This window comes from Lachnospira sp., from assembly GCF_016290755.1.
In the GTDB taxonomy this organism is placed as follows: domain Bacteria; phylum Bacillota; class Clostridia; order Lachnospirales; family Lachnospiraceae; genus Lachnospira; species Lachnospira multipara.
Genome location: NZ_JAEEVD010000030.1, coordinates 13,819 through 30,250, shown reverse-complemented (window position 1 = coordinate 30,250; position 16,432 = coordinate 13,819). Strand labels below are relative to the sequence as shown.

The window sequence follows — 16,432 nt, the reverse complement described above, 5'->3', positions numbered from 1 at the left end:
GGCTTCTGAGTATGAATCGTAAATTGATTCAAGGAACTCGTGAACTGCCTTAAACTGTGGACCTACAACATTCCAGTGTAGGTTGTGAATCTTAATATCTGAAACTGCAATATCTGCAAGGTACTTATTTGTCATATTTAAAATATTATTTGTCATAATGATTTCCTCCTTAAAAATTATCTCTACTATATATCAAAATTTCTTGTTAACTTGTTTCTTAGGAATTTGTATTTCCTTTGTATGACTAAATTATATTGCGTACAATTAAATTTGTCAACACTTAAAATCTAAAAAAGAAATAAACTAATAGTAAATGAATTATAAAGTGAGAAACATTTTCGATAAAGCCAGTATTTATGCTATAATTCTCATAATAAACTAAAGGTAGGATGATTATGAAGAAGTTAGAAATGGAATTTTTTGATGAATATAAAAGACTTGACGCAACATTAAAGAATAAGTATTCCACTAAAACTGGCGTAACAAGTTATATTGAAAATATGGATCGCATTCATGATGCAGAGCGTTTCGTGCCAAACTGGCGCGAGGATTATAAGGCCTTGAAGCATTACCGCTGGCTTAGAAATAAGTTAGCCCATGAGGCCAACGAAGAGGTGGATTTAAATAAGGACGATCTTGCAGGCCTAAAGAAGTTTTATGCAAATGTATCGAAGAATAAAGATCCATACGCAGTTTATATGGCATCTAAGAAGGGAAAGAAGGGCATGACAGTCTTAAAGATTGTGGCTTTTCTTATAATAGTAGCAATTTGCCTTGGCTTATTATATTTTGCTAAGCAGCATGGATTGTAGGATAAAAGTGTAAGATTAGAGTAAAAGTTCCTAGGAAAAAGTGTAAGATTAGAGTAAAAGTTCCTAGGAAAAAGTGTAAGATTAGAGTAAAAGTTCCTAGGAAAAAGTGTAAGATTAAGGCAAAAGTTCCTAGGAAAAAATGTAAAATTAACTTGAAAGTTCCTAGGAAAAAGTGTAATATCAGAGTAAGAAATATCGACAAATACTGATAAAGGAGGCAATTATGGAAAGAACAATTTATCACAAGTTGATAAACTGGAAAAATAGCAAAAACAGAAAGCCTTTAATTTTAAACGGTGCAAGACAGGTTGGTAAGACTTATATTGTTAAAGAATTTGCTAAGAGAGAATATAAGAATTTAGTATATATTAATTGTGATAACAATAATGATGTTAAAGAGCTTTTTAAAGATTTTGATATGGATAGAGTAATTAGAACATTAGAGGCCATTTCTAATGAGACAATAACTCCTGGTAAAACACTTATTTTCCTTGATGAAATCCAAGAGTTAGATAAGGGTATTACTTCTCTTAAATATTTTAATGAAGAAGCAGGTGAGTATCATGTTATTGTTGCAGGTTCCCTTCTTGGTATACATTTGCATGAAGGAACTGGCTATCCGGTAGGTAAAGTGGATGAATTAAGGTTATATCCTATGTCTTTTGAAGAATTCATAATGGCTTTAGGCGAAGAGAAGCTACTAGAATTTTTAGAAGAAGCTAAATGGGATGAATTAAGTCCTTTAGCATCTAAGTACAAAGAATTATTACGACAGTATTACTATGTGGGAGGAATGCCTGAAGTTGTACAGTCTTATATAGATAATTCTGATTTAAAGACTGTTAGAAGATTGCAAAAGCAGATCTTAAGTGATTATCAGAATGATTTTTCTAAACATGCTCCAACAAGTGAGCTTGCTAAGATTAATATGGTTTGGAATTCGATTCCATCACAGCTTGCTAAGGAGAATAAAAAGTTTTTGTATGGAAGTTTAAAGAAGGGCGCAAGAGCTAAAGAGTTTGAGAATGCTATACAATGGCTTGTGAATATTGGGTTAGTCTATAAAGTTAATCGAGTTAATAAAGTGTGTAAGCCGATTAAATTTTATGAAGATACAGCTGCTTTCAAGTTATTTGTTAGTGATTTAGGTCTTCTTGGGGCAATGTCTGATACTCTTGCGAAAGATGTTTTAGTTAACAATAAGGCATTCGTTGAATATAAGGGGGCTTTTACTGAGCAGTATGTTTGTCAGCAATATGTAAGTGCAACAAGTGAATGCCCTATGTATTATACCAATGAGAAATCGACACTAGAGTTAGATTTTGTTATTCAGCTCGATGAGGTTTATCCATTAGAGGTAAAAGCAGAGGAGAATAGAAGATCTAAGAGCTTAACTACTATCATGAAGGAGAATGAGGAGCTTAAAGGGATAAAGATGACTATGTCTGATTATAAAAAGCAAGATACAATAACTAACATCCCCTTATATGCTGTAGAAGAGTGGTTTAAGAAGAGGGAAGAAGCTATGTTTTAGCTTGTTTTTTCACTAAAAATTTAAGCTGTCTAAAGACGATTTTATCAATCTTTAGACAGCCTTTTCTTTGCTTTTGAAAATGTTTCTCTTAATCTAAGTTATTACAAGCTTATTTCATCATCTCCTCAAGCCAATTTACATATTCCCTTTCACGTCTAATAGCGTGATCTAGAATTAGATAATGACCGTAGTTATTATCCCTTTCTTCTTTAGTAGAAAAGAGCAATTCCTTTCTATCAAGTAGATGCTCTAGCTTTTGCTTTCTTTGTCTATATTGCTCCTGCAGCAAATCTTGAAGTCGTGGGTCTTTGCGACTTTTTATAAAATACAGTTTTAAAACAAATTCATCTTTATTCACATTTAGAATGTCAGAATAGGAATCTAACCAGGATTCCAATCTTTCCTTTCCTTTTTTTGTAATTTCGTAATATGTCTTTTCTATTTTATTTCCATAAAAGCCAGTTGTGGACTTGATTTCCCCATTTCCCTCAAGACGTTTGAGTTCTAGATATATTTGACTATGTTTAACAGACCAGAATTCTCCAATTTCGGTTTCAAAATCTTTTTTAAGGTCGTAACCTGTCTTTTTCTCTATATTTATTAACCCTAGAAGGATCATCGGAAGTAAATTTTTTTGCGCCATTTAAAATCTCCTTGTTGACATTTTTATAAATTAAGTATAACATAATCAACGAAATATAAACATGTTAATAATTACATGTATATATTTACATAAAAACTTACCTCATCATTTTTATAACTGAATTTGTAAGAAAGGAGAATATAAAGATGAAGAAAGAGTTTAAGGAATTATCAGATTTTCTTGGAACACATTTTATTTATACTTACGATAATGGTTGGGAATATGAGTGGTACTGTAAGAATGACCACACATGTTGCTATAGAATCCATGGTGGAATGGTTGCTGGTAGATGGGTTACAGATCAGGAAATTAACCTTTTTAAAATAGCTGACGGAATATATAAGGTTACTTGGACTGAGCCTACAGGTACAGATGTTGCCCTTGATTTTATGCCTAACGAAGGTAAGATTAACGGCGTTATCTTCTTCCCTAAGTGGGTTAAAGAGCATCCAGAAATCACAGTTTGCTACCAGAATAAGCACATCGATAAGATGCATGAAGCTCGTTTAAAATACGAGACATATCCTAAGTATGTAGTTCCTGAATTTGCTACAATCACATACATGGCAGATGCAGGAATTGATAATGATGATGTTATTAACGAAACACCTTATGAAGGTATGACAGATGATATTCGTGCTGGTAAATTCTATGATGAGAATTACAAGCATGTATCTAGAAAAGCTGAATAAGAATCTTTTTTTAGATAAATCAAAGACCTATATATAATCCAAAACAACTTTCCCGCTAGCATAAACTATATGCTAGCGGGGTTTTTCTTTTTTGCTGGTTTTTCTAGTTTTATTATAATATGGAGCAAATAGAAAAAATTGTTCATAAACATTTTGAATTATTAAAATGTTTTTGATATAATAGTACTATACCGCTTAAGGTATAGTACTATCATTTTTAAAATATATGAAAATGGGAGAATAATGATTATGACTAAAAGTGTAAAGATGTTATTTGGACTCGCATTAGGTTTAACACTAGGTGCTTTAGCTTCGATAAAAATGGGGATATTGGTATTACCGTTATTTGGATGCTTTGGAATGGCTTGTGGAATGATTTTGGGTTCAAGTAAAAAAAGATAATAAATAGTGATGAGTAGATTAGGATTCTAATCTATATATCTGTCATATTTGTGATTTGTCCGTTGCATTTTTATTAATAAGAAAATTGGGTCAGTTGTAACACGAAAACTTGAAGGTGTAAAAACCTTCATAATTATTTGTGCCGCCAGCCGAAGGCGGCGGAATGGAGATTAATATGAATTTATCAAGATTTATAAAAAAAGATTTATTTGTAATTCTTTCTATTGTTTTAATCATTTGCATAGTTGATCAACTATATATGATGATGGAATATAAAAATATCTCAAAAGAAACATTTATTTTCACAGTTTTATTAACAGGAATTAGTGTGTTTTTTGGTTTCTTTTATAAAAGAACGAATGAGAAATTATGAAAGGAATGACATGCAATGAAAATAGAAAAAAATTTTAAAATATTACGTTGGATGCCGATATGTTCTTTTTTAGGGATTATAATAGGTATTATAGTAGCAGTTTCTATTGATAGAAATGTTGGGATTGGAATTTTGTTGGGTTGGTCAATTGGTTTTTTTGTTGGTGCGGTAATTTCTCTTGTTGTAAGTAAGTTACGCAATAATGAGACTGATGATATAGAATGAAGTAGAATATTGAAGGAGAAATTGCATGAAGAAGTTTTGCCAATATATTTTAGTTCTGGTGATATCCATTTTATTTGGAATAGGAATTGGCACATTTATGATTGAGTTTGAGATAGATAAGCTATTTGAACATAGAATCTACTATGCTACTATAATCGGATTGTTTGTATTAGCAATGTTATTTTCTGTTACGCTTCATGAATTATCTCACGCATTTTATTTTTGGATAAACAAGGTTCCACTTAGGTTTGTGGCTATATTTTTATTTGGCTTTTATAAGGATGATAAGAAATGGAAATTTATATTTTATCCAAATAAAATAACACTTACAGGTGGAATCGCAATACCAGATCTTCCAGCAGTAAACAATGAGAGTCAATTTAAAAAAATTCGAAAAATATATAGTAGAGCATTGCTGTTTGCACCAATAATATCCTTTGTAGAGGCAATCGTAGCAATGGTTGCATACGCTACATTGTTATTTTCCGAGCTAATTACAAAGTATACAAATGCAAGTGTATTTTTAGTGTTTTGTATTTTTATTGGATTTACAATATTTTTTTCATCGTTTTTAAAAGCAGAAAATATTTATGGTGATTTTCCTGCGTACAAACTGTATAAGGAAAATGATAAGAAGACTATTCTTCAGCTTGGGGAGTATTTGATATTTGCGAATAACTGGAAAAAGAAAATAATGGATAGTGATTGGCTTGTTGATGAAATATTAAAATATGCAAGAAGAGCTAATGCTGAACCTGGAGATTCAACTAATCTTGGAATGCTTGACTGGGTTATTCAGATGGAGTATCTAGGAGTTTTTGAGTTGGATGATGAAATAAATGAAACTCTTAAATTAATGTTTGAGGAGAATAAAATACTATCAGAATATCCACAGAGTGAAGAGCGAGATATATTTTATTTTCATATGATATACAAGCTATTAAAGGATGGACAGGTTGAAAAGTGTGTATTACAGGAAATGATGAATCAGTCGTCGAAGAAATTGTTGAAAGGCATGCCATCGAATGAGTACTACACTAGGTTGACAAAACACTTGCTGTATGATTGTGACTATACTGAATGGTTAAACAAAAATATGAATCCAAGCAGTTCGTTTACTTTATTAGGCTTGTTTGAACCAGTTAAAGAGATAGAGCGTAGAATCATTCAACAGAATGTAACGGTAACATAAAATGAAATAAAAATATCGGATTCTAATTATATAATAAATAAAATAATGGCTTGATTCGATATCAACTAAGGAGGAAATTAGTATGAATAATAAAAAAATCAAAATATTAGTGCCAATGATACTTTTTCTACTCCTTATTAATGGTTTGGTATATATTATGACAAATGGTGTTAAGAGGGGAATTATAGTTGAATCGGCATTTTTCTTATTGGAAATCATTATAACAATATGGCTGATGAAAGACGTTTGGAACTCGAAGTCGTAAAGCTGGATTTCGGTAAAACGTTCAAAAAAATCTTGTTAGTTTGAGGAAAGTACGATCACAGTACTTTCTGAGAAATCGCTGTTTGTTGTATTTATGTCCATAGCGGATAATGTTCTGAGAACCACAATAAGTGCATTTATTTGTATATGAAAGGACGTGAATTATGAAAAAACATTATAAAAAGTATTATGGATATTATAGGAAAAACAAGCGAGACTCTCTTATATGTGGGATAGTGTTTTTTTTATTATTTGTTATTGTATATATGATGCATTTTATTATTCCGATACATGACAATATGGGTTTTTACTCAGCTATTATTGAATTCATAACGTCTTGGTATTTTATTTTTAATGTTATTGATGTTATTCGGATTCAAAAAAAGGCAATAGTAAATGAATATGGGAAAAAATGTATTTTCTTTCATAGATATTTGTCTATAGGAATTTTTTTGCTTTCTGCATTTTTTACTGTATTGAGTTTGTTTTATGAGATTGACTATAATATTACAGTGCTTATCTATCTGGCATTAGGTTTTATCAGTTATGCATATTTTATAATGCTTTTTATGTTTGAAGAAGATTATTACTATTCCGGTGGTTTTAAGATTTTCTATTCTGAGATTAATCATATTGAAATTGAAGATGAAGTACATACTTCAAAAGGGATTGTTGTTGTATGTAAAATGATGAAAGATGAAAAAGTCATTGGCTATGATCGAATGCTGATCCATGACTTTATTTGTTTGAAGACTAAGATTGATGAGAATAAGAAAAAAGGAATAGATCTGCACAATAATAGAACGAGGGAAATAAAGGTAAAACATGAGATTTTATTGCATAAAACAACATGACATCACGGACTGCGGAGCTGCTTGTCTTGCAACTGTTTGCAAACAGAATGGATATTATTACAAGGAACTGATTGACAGTGTATTACCGGATGGACTCAGAAAAACATTAATTACTATTTCAATAATAATTTCTTTAAGTACTTGATATATGGGAGGATGATATGAAGAAAATAATTATTACAATAGGAGCATTTTTGCTTCTGATTATAGTGCTTGTTATTGTCAAGTTATTGTTGGTTAATTTTTTTCAACAGCTTGAAGGTAATAAGATATTGAGTTTTATACTATATTTTGTTTTTGTGCTTGGATGTATTCTTATAATAAAATATTATCTGAAAAATAAATAATAAAATGAGGACGGTTCGAAGAATGAAATATTCTTGTATCAAACAGCATGATATCACTGATTGTGGTGTTGCCTGTCTTGCTGATTTCCTAATAATAGGTTTTTAAGAGGAGGTTTTTGATGAATGACATAGAAATTAAAAATATTTATTCTTGTGGGCGCTTTTTAAATGTTGTAGCTTTAATATCTGCAGGTGTTTTTTATTATTTTAATTTATTTTCTGATAGTTTAATGTTGATTGCTATTTTTGTATTAGGAATTATTGGTTTTTTAAATTTATCTGTTTATAAGAGTATTATGAGAGAAGAGAAAATATCACTATATTCGAATATGATGGTTGCAATTACTATGGTGGCTGTAAGTGGTTATGTTTTGTGTATATTTTTCACGCTCGGAAGAATAGCGGTGAGTAGATTAGGATTCTAATCTATATATCCGTTATATTTGTGTTTTGTCCTAAAAAATTGAGTCAGTTGTAACACGAAAACTTGAAGGTGTAAAAACACTTTCATAACTATTTGTGCCGCCAGCCGAAGGCGGCGGAATGCTTGTCTCAAAATTATAAAAACTCTGATAATATATTGAACATTTTACAAACTTAATATAAAATAATGTATATTGAGTTTGCAAAATAGCGATTTTGGAGGGCTAAGTGAAGGCGAGAGTAAGTGATAAGAATATCGTTTTGTTCCTTGTGTTATTAGCAATAGGATACTTAGGCGGAATTGTATTAGGTATTCATTTATTTTTTTAGATGCTATTACAAGGTAAATTGAAATCTTATTATTCTAAACTTGGATATTAAGGTTTATGATGTAAAAGAGCAATATGACAGAGTGCTACTTTGTATATTGCTTTTTTTTATTACTCAATTAGGATGGTTTGATAAAATGAAATACTATTGCATAAAACAACACGACATCACTGATTGTGGTGCTGCCTGTCTTGCGACAATCTGTAAGCAGAATGGCTGTTAAATAGTGCAAATCTTTAACTTTACCATGAAATCTGCCTATGTCATAATATTGATAAAGTGATTAGGGAGGCAAGATTTATGAATATCGCAGTGGTGAACCCATCTTTTGATGAAAAAACAAGAGCACAGATTGAAGCTGTTGCTAAAGAAATAAATTATGAAATAAATTTTTATAAAAATGAGACAGAGGCCAGTGGTCATCTTTCCAATGCGGATATAGTTTTTGGCTATATTCCAAGTATTGTGTCAGAATGCAAGCAAATGTCTTGGCTTGCGCTACCCTTTGCAGGGGTTGAAGTCTTTTTAAAGCCTGGAGTTTTAAGGGATGACGTGATTTTAACTAATTCTTCAGGTGCATATGGTCTTATTATTTCAGAACATATAGTTATGGTGCTTCTTATGCTTTTAAGAAAGGAAGCAGGCTTTGTAAAGGGTCAGCTTGAGCATGTTTGGGAGACCCCAGTTTGGCAAAGAACTATTAAGAATAGCAGAATTGTAATTCTTGGAACAGGGGATATTGGTGGAAATACAGCTAAAAGACTTAAAGCCTTTGAGCCAAGTAAAATTATTGGTATTAATAGATCAGGTAAAATAAATACAAAATCTGCTAGTTATTTTGATGAGATTGAAACTATAGAAAGATTAGATTCTGTCTTAGAAGCAGGGGATATTGTAATTATGTGTATGCCAGCTACTAAAGAGACCAATAATCTTGTAGGACAAAAAGAATTAGAAAAAATCGGACATGATGGAATAGTTATTAATGTTGGCAGAGGTCAGGCTCTAGATCAGGACCTTTTGGTTGAGAAGCTTGAAAAGGGTGAGCTCTACGGTGCGGCCCTAGATGTATTTTTACAAGAACCAATTAATAGGGACTCTAAGCTTTGGGATACTCCAAATTTATTAATAACACCTCATATTGCAGGAAAATTAACAAACGACTATACTATAGAGGTGTGCGTAAAAATTTTCCTTGAAAACCTTAAGCGTTTCGCTAAGGGTGAGGGGCTTACGCATGTTGTAGACAGAGTAAAGGAGTATTAAAATGTTTACTAGACCGGATGATACGTATAATAATATAAGAAAAAGATCTCTTGAGCAGTGGCTTTCAGAAATGGAAAATCACGAGGATGTGGCGGTAAGAGGAGGAGTTAAGTTAACTAGGGAGTACCTTGCGCATCTAGAAGAAGAGATTAGTAGACTTAAAGATGAGTGTAAGTTAAAGGATGACTACCTTAAAAAGATGTCAAAAAGATAAAATTAAATGAGGATTTAAAAAATGGGATTTTTATCGGCTTTATGCATATTTTTTGCTGTTTATAAGTTTTCTAGGAAGGCAAAGGAGAATAATATAGATAATAAAACGAACACAGCTACATTTAATAGAATTAAGAAAAAGGAATATAAACCACCGGTTATAACTTGCGATTATTGCGGTTCGAAGGTGGATACAGCTGTATATGACAGATGTCCTAACTGTGGTGCTAGTTATGATTTAGATTCAGAGTGGATTAATAGATTTGATGCTTATGAAGAAGAATCAGATTATAATCAATATTACAATAGCAGCAATACAGGTAGCATATATCAAAGAACATTTCAGAATTACGGACCAAATAAAGTTAAACAAAAGAAGACAGGCTTTTTAAAGAAGACCTTTATTATTTTGACAAGCATTTTTATAGCGATTTTTGTGTTGTCAATTATAGTTTATATATTTGATTACGATAGTTCTGATATCGGAACTGATTATAGAGGCAATGAAAAGGTAAATGAGTATTCTTATGAGGATTATCAGCTTGTTGATTATACAGTTGAGGGGGATGGACAGATTCTAAATTATTATTTTGATAATGATGAGAATCAGAATATAACAGTTACTTTAAAGAATATTTATGAGGATCATAGCTCATATAGAGATGGATATAAGTTTGAATTTGAAGTGGTTAATAATAGTGATAGAAATGTAAAGATTGTTTTTTCAGCTCACACTTTTAATAGTTATTCTGATTATGATGGCAGTTATCTTTATTCTAATGACAACTATAAAAGACACAGTACTGTTACAGTTTATGAAGAATTATCTAATGTTGCTCAAAGTGGGATTAAGAATATTTCTTTTGAACGATGTAGTATTTTGACAACAGATAGTTCTACTATTTATGACAGAAGTGATGTTGCTACCATAACAACGACTTCAACTATTGATGTAGGATATAATTTAACGAGATATCATGTTATTTATTCAAATGATTATGTTGATATTTACAGTGCTTATGATTATGTCACAGATAGTAATACTTATATTAACTATGATGAGGGTCTGAAATATTATATTGTAAATAAGACAGAAGATCTTTCTTTTGATGTTGAAACTGATGGATATTTGGGTCAGGGTGAGAGTTTGTATACGTATGGTTTATATAATACGGTATCTATTCCTGGAACAACCCTTTTGACCTCAGAGATTTATTCTTATGAAGATTATTTTAGTGATGTAAAGAATAAAGAGTTGTATATTTCCTTTGATTTTAAGTGTAAGGAAAATCCGTTGGAGAGTTTTTCAACGGGGTATATAGATTTAAAGACCGAGTATTGGAGGTCGGAGGGATAGAATTTTTTTAAGACACGCTTGCGCTTGGCTAGCCCTCTTAGCAGTACTAAGAAAAGCCCCTCTTTTTAAGAGGGGCTTTTCAAGTGCTGAAGGGGCTAGAACAGTCTTAAAAAAACTATCCCTCCTCCCAGGCGAGTGTAGAATTGCCGGGAGTGCGAACTGCCGGGAGGGTGGAGTACGGCAAAGGCGCTTCGCTGTTTGCCTACCGGGAGGTGAGTTAGGCCGGCCGGCAAAGGCGCCTTCGGCTGTTTGCCTAGTTTTTTTTAAGGAGGATTTTATGAAGGAGTTTGAATTTAGAACAATTAGACTAGATGAGATTGACCAGGCGGTGGAGATTGAACAAATTTGTTTTCCTCCAAATGAGGCTTGTACAAGAGAAGCTATGACTAGAAGAATTAATAAGGACAAGGATGATTTCTTTGTTGCGATTGATAAGGAGACTGGCCTTATTGCTGGTTTTGTCAATGGCTTGGCAACAAAAGAAATTACTTTTAGAGATGAATTTTTTACACAGGAAGAATTGTATGATGTGAATGGTGATAACATCATGATTCTTGGTTTGGATGTACTTCCTGAGTATAGAATGCAGGGACTTGCCCGAAACATCGTTTCTAAATATGGTGAATTACAGCTAAAAAGAGGCAGAAAGTACCTTACTTTGACTTGTCTTGATTCTAGAGTTTCTATGTATAAGAAGTTTGGTTTTGAGGATTTAGGACAGGCTAATTCCACATGGGGAGGAGAAGTTTGGCATGAGATGAGGAAGAGTCTGTAAGGCTTTCTCATTTCTGAGTACGGTGATTTAGCTCCATTTGAGATATATTTTTGATAGTAATAATTAGTTATCAGTGACATAATTAAAATGTTTTAGTGGCTTCATAAAGGAGGTCATATGAATAAGGCATTCTTTATAGACACGGAAAATGTGGGCGATTCCTGGGTTTACTTGATGGATGAAAACATGGATAGCAAATTTTATGTTTTCTACACAGGCCATTCCCCAAGACTTGAGTACGAGACAGTGAAATATTTGCTGAAATATCCTGATAAAGCTAACTTTATTAGTTGTCATGAAGGCAACAATAGTCTAGATTTTCAGCTGGTGACATACTTAGGCTATCAACTTCATGAGGATTCTAGCCAAGAGATGATTATTGTTTCAAATGATACAGGGTTTGATGCAGTGGTTAGTTTCTGGGAAGAGAAAAACATGAAGGTTAAGAGAATGAATCGTCCGGTGCATTTAGATAACAAAAAAATTTTGGATTTAACAGATAATCTTAATTCTGAATCCGTTTTAAAACCTGTATCGGATAAGGATGAGATCAATACAATAATTAATTGTATTGGAAATAATAAGCAAAACTTGAATACTGTATTTACTTGCTTATATGGTAAAGATAAGGGTAGAGATATTTATGAGTTTAAAAAGTCGTTAGGCTTTTTTGCGCCTGAAGTTTACTGGACAAGACAAGAAAAATTTGAAAAGCTTGTTGATATTATTTTTAAGCATAAATTAGAAATTGAGGATGGTAGTAAATCAGAATTAATAGCCTTTCTAAGAGATAATTTTAAAGATGATAAACAGCAGTTTTACAAGAATCTTGTTTCTAAGTACGGGAATGAAGGTGCAGTTATCTATAATATCCTAAAGCCATTTTATCAAATTTTATATTTTATATGATGGATTTATAAATTAATTAAAAGCCGCTAAAACACTAAGCTCACATGGTTTTCATGTGAGCTTTTTTATATTTATGTCCAAAATAAAACAACAAACACATAACTACAATGAGAGAAATCCTTTTGACTAATGCCATTAAGAACTTACCAAGAAATTATGACTTTAGTTTTCCCCATAAGAAGGCAAGAGTCTTGGATTTCGATGATTATTTAGTTAATACAGGAAGAAAAGTGCTGTTTACCAATTCAATTATTTATAATATAATTATACTATAAATAACATTCGTGATTTTTGGAGGTGAATATGGCAATAATATCATGTCCTAATTGTGGAAAAGAAATATCAGATAAAGCTACTAAATGTGTACATTGTGGCTTTGAATTAAATGGTGCAGCAATTCAATGCAAAGAGTGCGGGAAATACATAAGTAACACAGAAAAAGAATGTCCATATTGTGGATGTCCTGTAGAATTTTTAGATGATACAAAGAAACCGGATGCACAAAAGGTTGAATTAACCAAGGTAAGCGTTAAATTTCATTTAAATAAAAAAATACTTTTTTCTGTTATAGGTGCGGTTGTTGTAATTGCAGCTGTTCTGATTTGCTTAAAGATAAATGATAATATTGTGAAGCAAAAAAGAGAACAAGAATCAATAGAAGAAGCATCAAGGGTAAGTGAAGAATATAGAACTAATGCAAGAAATATAATGTATGACATGATTAGCGTTGCTGCAGATGCTGAATCTTGCGGATCATTAGTTGGAAAAGTATGGAGTAATAGTATCTGGAGTACGAGTGATACGGAAACTGATCAATACACAAAGAATAGTTATGGACAGTTTTATGATGATTTTAATGATGCTTTAGTTGATTTATATACAACGAAAAGTTTTGAAACGAAGATAGATAAATTAAGTAAGAAACAGTCTGAAATTACGACGAATATGAAACTGTTAGCAAATCCACCGGAGGAATGGAAAGATGCATATAATCAAATAGAAGAGTTCTATGATGAATGGTATTCTTTTGTATCTATGGTTGTAAATCCATCAGGTTCATATACAAGTTTTGTTTCTAAATATAACGAATTAGATTCGGGATTACTTGATAAATACAATAAGATTATAAATAAATATGACCTAGGATTTTAGCCAAATGTATAGAAAATATCTTAATTATTTACGGAATTCACATTGTTTTTATTGCTTTAAAGTGATAAACTTTTATAGCGTAACATCCCTAAGAAATAAAAGATGTAGTAAATGTAATAATAGCTTAGGGTTTTCGTGGCAATTTTATTTGTCACAGAATGGAGGAAGAAATGAATTTTAATGACGTGAATTTCGACACATATTTTAAAAACTATCCTAATGAAAAGGGATATTTTGGACCATATGGCGGTTCTTACATTCCAGATGAACTTCAGGCGGCTATGAATGAAATTACAGAGAGCTATTTTACAATCTGTAAGTCAAGAAAGTTTATTAACGAATTACGCCGCATCCGTAAGGAATTCCAGGGTAGACCTACACCAATTTCTCATCTTGAGAGATTATCAACTAAGCTTGGAAATGTGCAGCTCTACGCTAAGAGAGAGGACTTAAATCATACAGGCGCACATAAGCTTAATCACTGTATGGGTGAGGCTTTACTTGCAAAATATATGGGAAAATCAAAGATTATTGCTGAAACAGGCGCAGGCCAGCATGGTGTTGCTCTTGCTACAGCTGCAGCATATTTTGGTTTAAAATGTGACATTTATATGGGCGCAGTGGACATCAAGAAGCAGGCTCCTAATGTAGCTAGAATGAAGATTCTTGGTGCAAATGTTATCTCAGTAACAGATGGCTTACAGACCCTTAAAGAGGCGGTTGATGCTGCATTTACAGCCTATGCAAGAGAATATAAGGACGCAATTTATTGTATCGGTTCTTGTGTTGGCCCACATCCATTCCCAATGATGGTTCGTGATTTCCAGAGTGTTGTTGGTATTGAGGCAAGAGAGCAGTTTGTCGAAATGACAGGAGAACTTCCAGATGCAGTAGTAGCCTGCGTTGGTGGTGGATCTAACTCAATGGGTATGTTCTCAGGCTTCTTAAATTATCCTGTAGATATTTATGGTGTTGAGCCTCTTGGTCGCGGTCCAAAGCTTGGGGATCACGCAGCTAGCTTAACTTATGGAACTGAGGGCATTATGCATGGCTTTAATTCTATTATGCTTAAGGATGAAAATGGAGAACCTGCTCCAGTTTACTCAATTGCCAGCGGACTTGATTATCCATCTTCAGGTCCAGAGCACGCTTTCCTTCGTGATTTAGGCCGTGTTAAGTATGATGTTGTAGATGATGAAGAGACAATCGATGCATTCTATACACTTTCAAGACTTGAGGGTATTATCCCTGCAATTGAGAGTTCACATGCAGTAGCTTATGCAATTAAGCTTGCCAAGAAGATGGGTAAGGGTTCAATTCTTATTAACCTTTCAGGTCGTGGAGATAAGGATATGGATTATATTATTGAGAAGTACGGAATTCGTGATGTAGAATAGTAAAGTGAAGGGGCTTCGCCCAGATGATTTAATCATCTAAAGCGATAGCCCCTTTTATAGTTTATTTCCCACAGCTACGTTTTCCACAGCCATAGCTTAGTTTTTATGAAATTCTTTTATTTATCTTGAAACTTCGTTTCCAGCCTTTGAAAATGCTAACTTATTAACTTCTTCAGCAGTTACTAAGTTAAAGTCACCAGATACTGTGTGCTTTAAGCAGCTTGCTGCATTAGCAAATTCTACTGCCTTCTGTGTATCATAGTCATTGATGAAACTATAGATAATACCAGCACAATAAGCATCACCAGCACCGATGTAGTCAAGAATATTCATGAAATATTCCTTGCTATAATAAGCCTTTCCATCTTTATAAATCATAGACTGAAGCTTGAAAGTTGTAATTGTTCTTTCTTCTCTCCAAACAGAAGCTACACACTTAAAGTTAGGGAACATCTTTGTAAGTTCGCCAGCGATGTAAGCGTTCTTTTCTACATTTTCAGCCTTGCTTGGATCCATTGAGAAGATGCCGATTGCATCGTCCTCGTTAGCAATACAAACATCTACATACTTACAAATCTCTGTCATAACTTCACAAGCTTTTTCACTAGACCAAAGCTTGCTTCTGTAATTTAAGTCACAGCTAATTGTAAGACCAAGTTCCTTAGCTTTTTTACAAGCAATAAGTGTAATCTTAGCCATTTCATCTGAAATAGCAGGTGTAATTCCTGAGAAGTGGAACCATGTTGCGCCTTTAAAAATCTTGTCCCATTCAAAATCTTCTTCCTTAGCAAGGGCAAATGCTGAACCAGCTCTGTTGTAAATTACATTAGTTGGTCTCTGTGATGTCTTCTTTTCTAGAAAATAGATACCAATCTGATCGCCACCACGAACAATGCTATTAATACCAACGCCATATTGACGAAGAGAGTTTACAGCGCTTTGTCCAATTGGATGACAAGGTAACTTTGTAACGTAGTCGACATCTACGCCAAAATTTGATAATGAAACAGCTGTGTTGGCCTCTCCACCACCATAAACTGCTTCATAAGAGTGAGCCTGTGTAAATCGCTCATTGTTTTCCGGTGAAAGTCTCATCATAAGCTCACCGAATGTGATAATTTTTTCCTTCTGCATTTTATTTTAATCTCCTTAACTGCCTAATAAATTTTTTATTAAACACAATTACACATTGTAGCACACTAAAGTCAATAATGCTATAATGAAAAATGAGAGTTTTTCGCTTGAATAGTGGATTTCTTCGACAAAAAAATA

22 protein-coding genes are annotated in these 16,432 nt (G+C 32.7%); 18 read left to right on the top strand and 4 right to left on the bottom strand.

What is annotated here, in order from left to right:
• A partial coding sequence (locus QVA17_RS12585; RefSeq protein ID WP_287387784.1) for a ferritin-like domain-containing protein occupies nucleotides 1-135 on the bottom strand: 135 nt, incomplete at its 3' end.
• Between the two features lie 260 nt (nucleotides 136-395).
• Here QVA17_RS12585 and QVA17_RS08230 point away from each other — a divergent pair.
• Nucleotides 396-812: a DUF6548 family protein gene (locus QVA17_RS08230; protein ID WP_287387781.1), complete on the top strand. Its 417-nt coding sequence runs from the start codon at nucleotides 396-398 to the stop codon at nucleotides 810-812.
• 223 nt (nucleotides 813-1,035) lie between these two features.
• On the top strand, nucleotides 1,036-2,346 hold the full coding sequence (locus QVA17_RS08225) for an ATP-binding protein (protein ID WP_287387780.1): 1,311 nt from the start codon (nucleotides 1,036-1,038) through the stop codon (nucleotides 2,344-2,346).
• A gap of 109 nt (nucleotides 2,347-2,455) precedes the next feature.
• Here QVA17_RS08225 and QVA17_RS08220 read toward each other — a convergent pair whose 3' ends face one another.
• Nucleotides 2,456-2,989, bottom strand: a complete 534-nt coding sequence (locus tag QVA17_RS08220) for a PadR family transcriptional regulator (protein ID WP_287387778.1) — start codon at nucleotides 2,987-2,989, stop codon at nucleotides 2,456-2,458.
• A 146-nt stretch (nucleotides 2,990-3,135) separates the two neighbouring features.
• On the opposite strand from QVA17_RS08220, the gene QVA17_RS08215 reads away from it, so the two are divergent.
• The 6 genes from QVA17_RS08215 to QVA17_RS08190 all read left to right on the top strand — a co-directional run bounded on the left by QVA17_RS08215 (nucleotide 3,136) and on the right by QVA17_RS08190 (nucleotide 6,138).
• Nucleotides 3,136-3,681 carry a phenolic acid decarboxylase gene (locus QVA17_RS08215; protein ID WP_287387776.1) on the top strand — a complete coding sequence of 182 codons (546 nt, stop codon included), beginning with the start codon at nucleotides 3,136-3,138 and terminating at the stop codon, nucleotides 3,679-3,681.
• A gap of 249 nt (nucleotides 3,682-3,930) precedes the next feature.
• Nucleotides 3,931-4,083 (top strand): hypothetical protein, encoded by a 153-nt coding sequence (locus QVA17_RS08210; protein ID WP_287387773.1) that lies wholly within the window; start codon nucleotides 3,931-3,933, stop codon nucleotides 4,081-4,083.
• A 175-nt stretch (nucleotides 4,084-4,258) separates the two neighbouring features.
• Nucleotides 4,259-4,456: a hypothetical protein gene (locus QVA17_RS08205; RefSeq protein WP_287387771.1), complete on the top strand. Its 198-nt coding sequence runs from the start codon at nucleotides 4,259-4,261 to the stop codon at nucleotides 4,454-4,456.
• A gap of 15 nt (nucleotides 4,457-4,471) precedes the next feature.
• Entirely contained in the window at nucleotides 4,472-4,681 is a 210-nt protein-coding gene (locus tag QVA17_RS08200; protein ID WP_287387769.1) for a hypothetical protein, read from the top strand.
• 25 nt (nucleotides 4,682-4,706) lie between these two features.
• Nucleotides 4,707-5,873 (top strand): M50 family metallopeptidase, encoded by a 1,167-nt coding sequence (locus QVA17_RS08195; RefSeq protein WP_287387767.1) that lies wholly within the window; start codon nucleotides 4,707-4,709, stop codon nucleotides 5,871-5,873.
• 82 nt (nucleotides 5,874-5,955) lie between these two features.
• The gene (locus tag QVA17_RS08190) at nucleotides 5,956-6,138 is read left to right on the top strand and encodes a hypothetical protein (RefSeq protein WP_287387765.1); all 183 of its coding nucleotides are present in this window, start codon (nucleotides 5,956-5,958) and stop codon (nucleotides 6,136-6,138) included.
• A 21-nt stretch (nucleotides 6,139-6,159) separates the two neighbouring features.
• Here the strand turns inward: QVA17_RS08190 and QVA17_RS12680 are convergent, their stop codons facing one another.
• The gene (locus QVA17_RS12680; RefSeq protein WP_442911567.1) at nucleotides 6,160-6,300 is read right to left on the bottom strand and encodes an IS1/IS1595 family N-terminal zinc-binding domain-containing protein; all 141 of its coding nucleotides are present in this window, start codon (nucleotides 6,298-6,300) and stop codon (nucleotides 6,160-6,162) included.
• A gap of 1 nt (nucleotide 6,301) precedes the next feature.
• Between QVA17_RS12680 and QVA17_RS08185 the strand changes: the two genes are divergently transcribed.
• The 10 genes from QVA17_RS08185 to trpB all read left to right on the top strand — a co-directional run bounded on the left by QVA17_RS08185 (nucleotide 6,302) and on the right by trpB (nucleotide 15,160).
• The gene (locus QVA17_RS08185) at nucleotides 6,302-6,991 is read left to right on the top strand and encodes a hypothetical protein (protein WP_287387762.1); all 690 of its coding nucleotides are present in this window, start codon (nucleotides 6,302-6,304) and stop codon (nucleotides 6,989-6,991) included.
• A gap of 161 nt (nucleotides 6,992-7,152) precedes the next feature.
• Complete coding sequence (locus QVA17_RS08180; protein ID WP_027431238.1) at nucleotides 7,153-7,338, top strand: hypothetical protein; 186 nt, start codon at nucleotides 7,153-7,155, stop codon at nucleotides 7,336-7,338.
• 119 nt (nucleotides 7,339-7,457) lie between these two features.
• Nucleotides 7,458-7,763, top strand: a complete 306-nt coding sequence (locus QVA17_RS08175) for a hypothetical protein (RefSeq protein ID WP_287387759.1) — start codon at nucleotides 7,458-7,460, stop codon at nucleotides 7,761-7,763.
• A 628-nt stretch (nucleotides 7,764-8,391) separates the two neighbouring features.
• Complete coding sequence (locus tag QVA17_RS08170) at nucleotides 8,392-9,357, top strand: D-2-hydroxyacid dehydrogenase (RefSeq protein ID WP_287387758.1); 966 nt, start codon at nucleotides 8,392-8,394, stop codon at nucleotides 9,355-9,357.
• 1 nt (nucleotide 9,358) lies between these two features.
• The gene (locus tag QVA17_RS08165; RefSeq protein WP_287387756.1) at nucleotides 9,359-9,571 is read left to right on the top strand and encodes a hypothetical protein; all 213 of its coding nucleotides are present in this window, start codon (nucleotides 9,359-9,361) and stop codon (nucleotides 9,569-9,571) included.
• A gap of 21 nt (nucleotides 9,572-9,592) precedes the next feature.
• Nucleotides 9,593-10,927 (top strand): zinc ribbon domain-containing protein, encoded by a 1,335-nt coding sequence (locus QVA17_RS08160; RefSeq protein ID WP_287387754.1) that lies wholly within the window; start codon nucleotides 9,593-9,595, stop codon nucleotides 10,925-10,927.
• 277 nt (nucleotides 10,928-11,204) lie between these two features.
• Nucleotides 11,205-11,702, top strand: a complete 498-nt coding sequence (locus QVA17_RS08155) for a GNAT family N-acetyltransferase (protein WP_287387751.1) — start codon at nucleotides 11,205-11,207, stop codon at nucleotides 11,700-11,702.
• Nucleotides 11,703-11,819: 117 nt separating this feature from the next.
• Nucleotides 11,820-12,611: a PIN domain-containing protein gene (locus QVA17_RS08150; protein ID WP_287387749.1), complete on the top strand. Its 792-nt coding sequence runs from the start codon at nucleotides 11,820-11,822 to the stop codon at nucleotides 12,609-12,611.
• 303 nt (nucleotides 12,612-12,914) lie between these two features.
• Nucleotides 12,915-13,763: a zinc ribbon domain-containing protein gene (locus QVA17_RS08145; RefSeq protein WP_287387747.1), complete on the top strand. Its 849-nt coding sequence runs from the start codon at nucleotides 12,915-12,917 to the stop codon at nucleotides 13,761-13,763.
• 170 nt (nucleotides 13,764-13,933) lie between these two features.
• The gene (trpB, locus tag QVA17_RS08140) at nucleotides 13,934-15,160 is read left to right on the top strand and encodes a tryptophan synthase subunit beta (RefSeq protein ID WP_330635169.1); all 1,227 of its coding nucleotides are present in this window, start codon (nucleotides 13,934-13,936) and stop codon (nucleotides 15,158-15,160) included.
• A gap of 120 nt (nucleotides 15,161-15,280) precedes the next feature.
• Here the strand turns inward: trpB and QVA17_RS08135 are convergent, their stop codons facing one another.
• A complete protein-coding gene (locus tag QVA17_RS08135) occupies nucleotides 15,281-16,294 on the bottom strand; it encodes a sugar kinase (protein WP_287387745.1) in 1,014 nt (337 codons plus the stop codon).
• Between the last annotated feature and the right edge of the window lie 138 nt (nucleotides 16,295-16,432).